Genomic DNA, 6,333 nt, shown 5'->3' with positions numbered 1-6,333 from the left:
ATACGGCTTCCGGCTGATTGGTTCGGGTTTGACCCCCCTCCGTCATCACGAGGCGGAGCCGAAGTGATCCAGGTCGCGACATTTCCGGAGAGGGCGCGCCCTGGATTGCCACGGCTTCGCCTCGCAATGACGAATGAGAGACCGAAGCGATCAACCGGAAACCGCGTCAGTTCTTCGGCACCTTCTCCTTGCCCTTGCCGGGGTTGGAGGTGTTCACGAGATCCGGCGCGGATTGTGCCGACAGCGTCTGCCGCTGGGCCTCGGTGTCGATGCGCCGCCGGCGCTTGAACGGCTCCAGCACCACCGGCCCGCGAGTCTCCAGCGCCTTCAGGATGCCCTCGATCACCCGCAGGTCGGCGTAGCCTTCCTCGGCGTCGGGCTCGGGATCGGTGCCGTTCAGGATGCAATCGGAGAAGTACTTCAGCTCGCCGCCGAAATGGTCGGTGTTCTTGAAGCTCTCGTGGCTCTTGCTTTCGCCGAGCGTCACCGTGCGCTCCAGCGGCTTGCCGTACATGTAGGCCGGATTGACCTCGACGCTGCCCTCGGTGCCGACGACGGCGTAGCTGTCGAGGACGTTGCCGTAATAGGACAGCACGAACTGCGCGAGGCGGTTGTTCGGAAAGCGCAGGGTGACGGCGACGGTGTCGTCGAAATCACCGAGTCCGGCTTCCGGGTGGCGCACGCCGACGGCCGAGACCACCTCGGTCGGCTCGTCGCCGAAGAGGTAGCGCACGGCGTTGATCGGGTAGGGGCCCATGTCGAAGATCGGGCCGCCCTCGACGCCGCTCGTCGCCCGGTGGTTCTCGGGCGAGACCATCTGCGTGAAGGTCGAGGTGAAGGTCAGGATCTCGCCGAGTCGACCGGAGCGGATCAGGTCGATCGTGGCCAACGTCGCCGGCTCGAAATGCAGCCGGTAGGCGACCATCAGCTTGGCCGAAGAGGCGGCCTGCGCCGCCATGATCGCCCGGCATTTCTCGGTCGAGATCTCCAGCGGCTTCTCGACCAGCACGTGGATGCCGGCCTTGAGGGCGGGGATCGCGAACTCGGCGTGGCGCCAATTCGGGGTCGCGAGGTAGATCGCGTCGATCGTGCCGGAAGCGAGGAGGTCGCCGAACTGCTCGTAGCCGTAGGTTTCGGTGACGCCGTAGCGCTCGCCGACCCGGCGCGCCTTCTCAGGATCGCCGGTGACGAAGGCCGTGACCTCGGAATTGCCGGTATGCGCCACGCCCGGAAGCATGGCCTCCTGCGAGATGTCGCCGAGCGCCACGACGGCGTAGCGGACTTTCTTGCCCGAGGTCAGGCCGAGGGCGGACAGGACGCTCATGCGGGGGACTCCTTGAACAGCGCGTGGCCGGACGCGGGCGATCGACCCGCGCCGGTCACGCGGCGCGGGCCGATCGTCGGGATGGCCGGGGAGGCGTGGGGGACGTCACGGCGGGCCGGGCGGGGCCGGCCCGCCGGACGAGCGGTCAGGCCGCGGCGCGCTCGACGCTCTCGGCGAGGCGGCTCGCGAATTCGTCGCTCTTGTAGATCTCGGAGACGGCGCTCTTGAGCCGGTTCTCCTGATCGGTCTTGCCCAGCGCCTTGGCGTAGGCGGCGGCCGAACCGAAGCCGGCCAGCCCGTAATGCGACATGCGCTGATACTGGGCGATGATCTGCACGTCGCGCAGGCGGCCGTCGCTGGGCGCCTCCTTGATGCCGTGCTTGAGCGCCTCGGCGACGAGGCCCTCCATGCCCTTGCAATGCTCGGGCGAGGTCTGGCCGCCGTTCTCCTCGATCAGGGACTTGAGGGTTCCGGTGTGCTTGGTGATGCCGCCGACGGAATCCTGAAGCATCTGCTTCAGCTTGGGGTCGCTCGCCTGGTCGCTGAGCTGCTGCACGGCGCGGGCCATCTGGTCGTTGGCCGACCAGAGGTCCTTCATCTCGTCGAGATAGACGTCCTTGAGGCTGCCGGGTGCCGACATGAGGGCTCCTTGGAGGATCTGACGGGTTGCGGGTTGCCCGGGAAACCGGGGGCGGCGGACCCTGTTCCGCCGTGCGGGACCATCAGCCGCGGTTCATCAAGCGTGGCGTAAAGCGACGCGCGAGGCGTCGGGCGGGCCGGATACCGGTCCGTCCGGCACCCCTCTTCGGCCTTTCCGGAGCCCGTCCGTGCCACCCGTTTCCCCGATCCAGCCGACCCTCGACACCGTCATCGCCATCCCCGTGCGCAACGAGGCCGAGCGGATCGCCCGCTGCCTCGGGGCGATCGACGGGCAGGCCGGCCTCGCGCCGGGGCGGCTCGGGCTCGTGCTGTTCCTCAACAACTGCACCGACGACACGGCCGGGATCGTGGCCGACTTCGTGCCGCGGATGTCGATCCCCGTCCGGGTGATCGAGCGCGTCCATCCGGGCGCGCATGCGGGCTGGGCGCGCCGCGCGGCGATGGACGCGGCGGAGGCGTGGCTTCAGGAGGTGGGGACGGCCGAAGCGGCCACGCTCCTGACGAGCGACGCCGACAGCATCGTGCCGCCGGACTGGGTCGCGGCCAACCTCGCGGCCCTGGAGGCGGGCGCCGACGCGGTCGCCGGCCGGGTCGAGCTGATCCCGGAGGAAGCGGCCCTGCTGCCGCCGTCGCTCCCCGCCCGCGGCCGCCTGGAGGACACATACGACGCGCTCATCACCGAGATGGAGGCGCGCATCGATCCCGATCCGCACGATCCCTGGCCCTGCCACCGCACCACCATCGGCGCCTCGCTCGCCGTGCGGCTTCCCGCCTATCGCGCCGTCGGCGGCATGCCGGAGATCCCGCTCGGCGAGGACGGCGCCTTCGTCGGCGCCCTGCTGCAGCGGGGCTTTCGCGTGCGCCATGACCGGGCGGTGCGGGTGCTGATCTCCGCCCGCCTCACCGGCCGCGCGGCCGGCGGCGTCGCCGACACGATCCGCTCCCGCTGCGAGGAGCCCGACGCCCTGTGCGACGCCCGGATGGAGGCGGTGCCCCGCGCGCTCCACCGCTACGCGTGGCGGGCGCGTTTGCGCCGCCTCTCCAACGAGGGCCGGCTCGGCCGCGACCTCGCCTGGGCGCGCCGGCTCGGCATCTCCGAGGCGGAAGCCCGCCGCATCGCCGCCCTGCCGCGGGTCGGCGAGATCGTCGCGGCGGTGGACCGCGCCAGCCCGCGCCTCGCCTACCGCCCGCTGATGCCGCGGCAGCTTCCCGGCCAGATCCGGCTCGCCCGCCTCGTCCTGCCGCTGCTGCGCGGCGTGCTGCGCCTGCGCCGGACCGCGCCGTCGGTGCCGCTCGCGGTCACGCCGACGGCGACCGCCGACGCGTAAGGTCCCGGGATCCCAAAGGGGTCACCCCTTTGGCGGGGTGCCGGGGCAGAGCCCCGGCCTATGACCAGGGCTCCGCCCTGGACCCGCGAAAGGGCTCGCCCTTTCGAAACCCGGATCAGGCCTCGTCGCGCGTGGCGCCGAAGATCGGCTCGAAGGCGGCGCGCAGCGCCATGTCCACCTCGGGCAGGCTGACGATGCGGCCGAGATCGGCCAGGCTCGTGACCCCGTGCTCGCGCACGCCGCAGGGCACGATGCCGGAGAAGTGGGAGAGGTCCGGCTCGACGTTGAGGCTGATGCCGTGCAGGCTCACCCAGCGCCGCACGCGGATGCCGATCGCCGCGATCTTGTCCTCGACGCAGACACCGTTCACTTGGCCCTTGTCCGGCCGCCGCACCCAGACCCCGACCCGGTCCTCGCGGCGCTCGGCCCGCACGGTGAAGGCGTCGAGCGTCGCGATCAGCCACGCCTCCAGGCTCGCCACGTAGGCCCGCAGATCCGGCCGGCGCCGGTTGAGGTCGAGCATCACGTAGGCGATGCGCTGGCCCGGCCCGTGATAGGTGTACTGCCCGCCCCGGCCCGTGCGGTGGACGGGGAAGCGCTCCGGCTCGACGAGGTCGGCGGCCTTGGCCGAGGTGCCCGCCGTGTAGAGCGGCGGATGCTCCAGGAGCCAGACCAGTTCGTCGGCCTCGCCCCGGGCGATCGCGGCGGCGCGCGCCTCCATCTCGGCCTCCGCCGCCTCGTAGCCGACGAGGGCATCGGTCACGCGCCAGGCCACCGGCGGGGCGCCCGCGCGCGGCAGGAATGTCGCGGGTGCGATCGAAAGTCGGGAAGCGGCCGCCGTGAAGGAATTGTTTACCAAGACTTCACCCTTGCATGCGGAAGGTTTTCCGAACGTTGAGAAAGGGAGCATCCGCACGTGGCGGTCCTGGACGAATTGCAGGTCGATCTCAAGGTCGTGCTGGGCCGCAGCCACATGCCGCTGCACATGCTGTTGCGCATGGGCCGCGGCGCGGTGATCGAGCTGGAAGCCACCGAGACCGACATGGTCGAGATCCTGGCCAACGACCACCCGATCGCCCGCGGGCAGATCGTGGTGACCGGCAACCGCATCTCCGTCGAGGTGACCGAGCTGATCCGCAAGGCCGAGGTGGTGCGCACCCCCGGCGTGACGATCGGCGAGGGCGCCGTGCCGATCCTCGACGACGGCGATATGGGGCTCTGATCCGGTTTCCGAGGCGGCAAAACGCGAAGACGCGAATCCGGCGCTTGTGCCCGCCCCGGGCATCTGTTATCCGCTGCGCCGCCCACACAAGACACCGGCCGCTGACGAAGCGGCCCGGCGGCAAGGGCGGCCATGGCGGAATTGGTAGACGCGCTAGCTTGAGGTGCTAGTCCCGCGAGGGGTGGAGGTTCGAGTCCTCTTGGCCGCACCAAACTCTTTCTGTTTTGAAGCAAAGAGTTGGTGCCTTTTTAGCGATCGATGATTGATCGCTGTCACACAACGATCTCACACATGATGACGCGGTGCCGGGGCAGCGGGTCTCCGCGCCGCGAAGCCGCGCTCGTACGGTTCCCGCCAATGCTCGGCTGGCCTGCGTGCCGATCGTGCCAGCATGGGCGCACAGCGCCTATATGAGAGCCGTCCCTTCCACGGAGATGGCTCATGGACCTCGACGTTTCGCTCCACATTGCCGGCCGGTGGCGCTCGGGAAGCGGCGGCGAGACCCTGTCCATCCTCAACCCCGCCACCGGTGAGCCGGTCGGGCGCGTCGCGGTGGCGACGCGGGCCGATCTCGACGAGGCGCTTGCAGCGGCCGAACGCGGCTTTTCCGCCTGGCGCCAGGTCTCCGCCTTCGACCGGTCCAAGGTGCTGCGCCGGGCCGCGGCGCTGATGCGCGAGCGCGCGGAGACGATCGCCCGCACCATGACCGTCGAGCAGGGCAAGCCGCTCGCCGAGTCGCGCATCGAGACGGGGGTCGCCGCCGACATCATCGAGTGGTTCGCGGAAGAGGGGCGGCGCGCCTATGGCCGGGTCATTCCCGCCCGCGCCGAGGGCGTGCTGCAGATCGTCACCCGCGAGCCCGTCGGCCCCGTGGCGGCCTTCACGCCGTGGAATTTTCCGATCAACCAGGCGGTGCGAAAGCTCTCGGCGGCGCTCTGCACCGGCTGTCCCGTCATCCTCAAGGGCCCGGAGGACACCCCGGCCTCCTGCGCGGAACTGGTGCGCGCCTTCCTCGACGCGGGCGTGCCGGACGATGCGCTCGCCCTCGTCTACGGCGATCCGGCCGAAATCTCCGGCTATCTCATCCCGCATCCGGTGATCCGCAAGATCACCTTCACCGGCTCGACCGCGGTCGGCAAGCAGCTCGCGGCGCTCGCGGGCCAGCACATGAAGCGGGCGACGATGGAGCTCGGCGGCCACGCCCCGGCGATCGTGTTCGACGACGCCGACATCGACACCGCCGTGCGGGTGCTCTCCGCCAACAAGTACCGCAATGCCGGTCAGGTCTGCGTCGCCCCGACCCGCCTCCTCGTGCAGGACCGCGTCTACGACCGCTTCGTCGACGGCTTCGTCGCGGCCTCGAAGGCGCTCAAGGTCGGCGACGGCCTCGATCCCGAGACGCAGATGGGCCCCCTCGTCCACGGCCGCCGGGTCGAGGCGATGGAGGCGTTCGTGGCCGACGCCGAGGCCAAGGGTGCGCGGCTGCTCACCGGCGGCAGCCGCATCGGCAATCGCGGCCACTTCTTCGAGCCCACCGTCTTCGCCGACGTGCCGTACGAGGCCCGGATCATGAACGAGGAGCCGTTCGGGCCGATCGCCGCGATCCGTCGCTTCGCGGAGGACGAGGAGGCGCTGACCGAGGCCAACCGCCTGCCCTACGGGCTCGCGGCCTACGCCTATACCCGCTCCGCCGCCCGCGCGAACCGGGTCGGGGCGGGCGTCGAGGCCGGCATGATCTCGATCAACCATCACGGCATCGCGCTCCCCGAGACGCCCTTCGGCGGCGTCAAGGATTCCGG

The 6,333-nt window shown here is 70.5% G+C and carries 6 protein-coding genes and 1 tRNA gene; 4 read left to right on the top strand and 3 right to left on the bottom strand.

Annotation, left to right across the window (positions count from 1 at the left end):
- Positions 1-166 precede the first annotated feature (166 nt).
- Both MFF42_RS17225 and MFF42_RS17220 read right to left on the bottom strand, forming a co-directional pair.
- Entirely contained in the window at positions 167-1,324 is a 1,158-nt protein-coding gene (locus tag MFF42_RS17225; protein WP_238256842.1) for a Gfo/Idh/MocA family protein, read from the bottom strand.
- Between the two features lie 145 nt (positions 1,325-1,469).
- Positions 1,470-1,964 (bottom strand): YciE/YciF ferroxidase family protein, encoded by a 495-nt coding sequence (locus MFF42_RS17220; RefSeq protein ID WP_238256841.1) that lies wholly within the window; start codon positions 1,962-1,964, stop codon positions 1,470-1,472.
- 187 nt (positions 1,965-2,151) lie between these two features.
- On the opposite strand from MFF42_RS17220, the gene MFF42_RS17215 reads away from it, so the two are divergent.
- Positions 2,152-3,312 carry a glycosyltransferase family 2 protein gene (locus MFF42_RS17215; RefSeq protein ID WP_238256840.1) on the top strand — a complete coding sequence of 387 codons (1,161 nt, stop codon included), beginning with the start codon at positions 2,152-2,154 and terminating at the stop codon, positions 3,310-3,312.
- Positions 3,313-3,427: 115 nt separating this feature from the next.
- On the opposite strand, the gene lipB is transcribed toward MFF42_RS17215, so the two are convergent.
- Positions 3,428-4,171, bottom strand: coding sequence for a lipoyl(octanoyl) transferase LipB (lipB, locus tag MFF42_RS17210; RefSeq protein ID WP_238256839.1), 744 nt, complete (start codon positions 4,169-4,171; stop codon positions 3,428-3,430).
- 57 nt (positions 4,172-4,228) lie between these two features.
- On the opposite strand from lipB, the gene MFF42_RS17205 reads away from it, so the two are divergent.
- From MFF42_RS17205 to MFF42_RS17195, 3 genes are all read left to right on the top strand, one after another.
- Positions 4,229-4,534, top strand: coding sequence for a FliM/FliN family flagellar motor switch protein (locus MFF42_RS17205; RefSeq protein WP_238256838.1), 306 nt, complete (start codon positions 4,229-4,231; stop codon positions 4,532-4,534).
- Between the two features lie 126 nt (positions 4,535-4,660).
- Positions 4,661-4,745, top strand: a tRNA-Leu gene (locus tag MFF42_RS17200).
- Positions 4,746-4,975: 230 nt separating this feature from the next.
- Positions 4,976-6,333: NAD-dependent succinate-semialdehyde dehydrogenase (locus tag MFF42_RS17195; RefSeq protein ID WP_238256837.1), on the top strand; the 1,358-nt coding region annotated here is incomplete at its 3' end.

Origin of the sequence: Methylorubrum podarium (genome assembly GCF_022179745.1) — a bacterium.
GTDB lineage: Bacteria > Pseudomonadota > Alphaproteobacteria > Rhizobiales > Beijerinckiaceae > Methylobacterium > Methylobacterium podarium.
This window is presented reverse-complemented; position numbering and strand designations above follow the sequence as displayed.

What these genes read in the sequence shown, in the direction of transcription:
- MFF42_RS17220 (WP_238256841.1), bottom strand. Translation starts at nt 1,964, where the DNA reads ATGTCGGCACCCGGCAGCCTCAAGGACGTCTATCTCGACGAGATGAAG.
- MFF42_RS17225 (WP_238256842.1), bottom strand. Translation starts at nt 1,324, where the DNA reads ATGAGCGTCCTGTCCGCCCTCGGCCTGACCTCGGGCAAGAAAGTCCGC.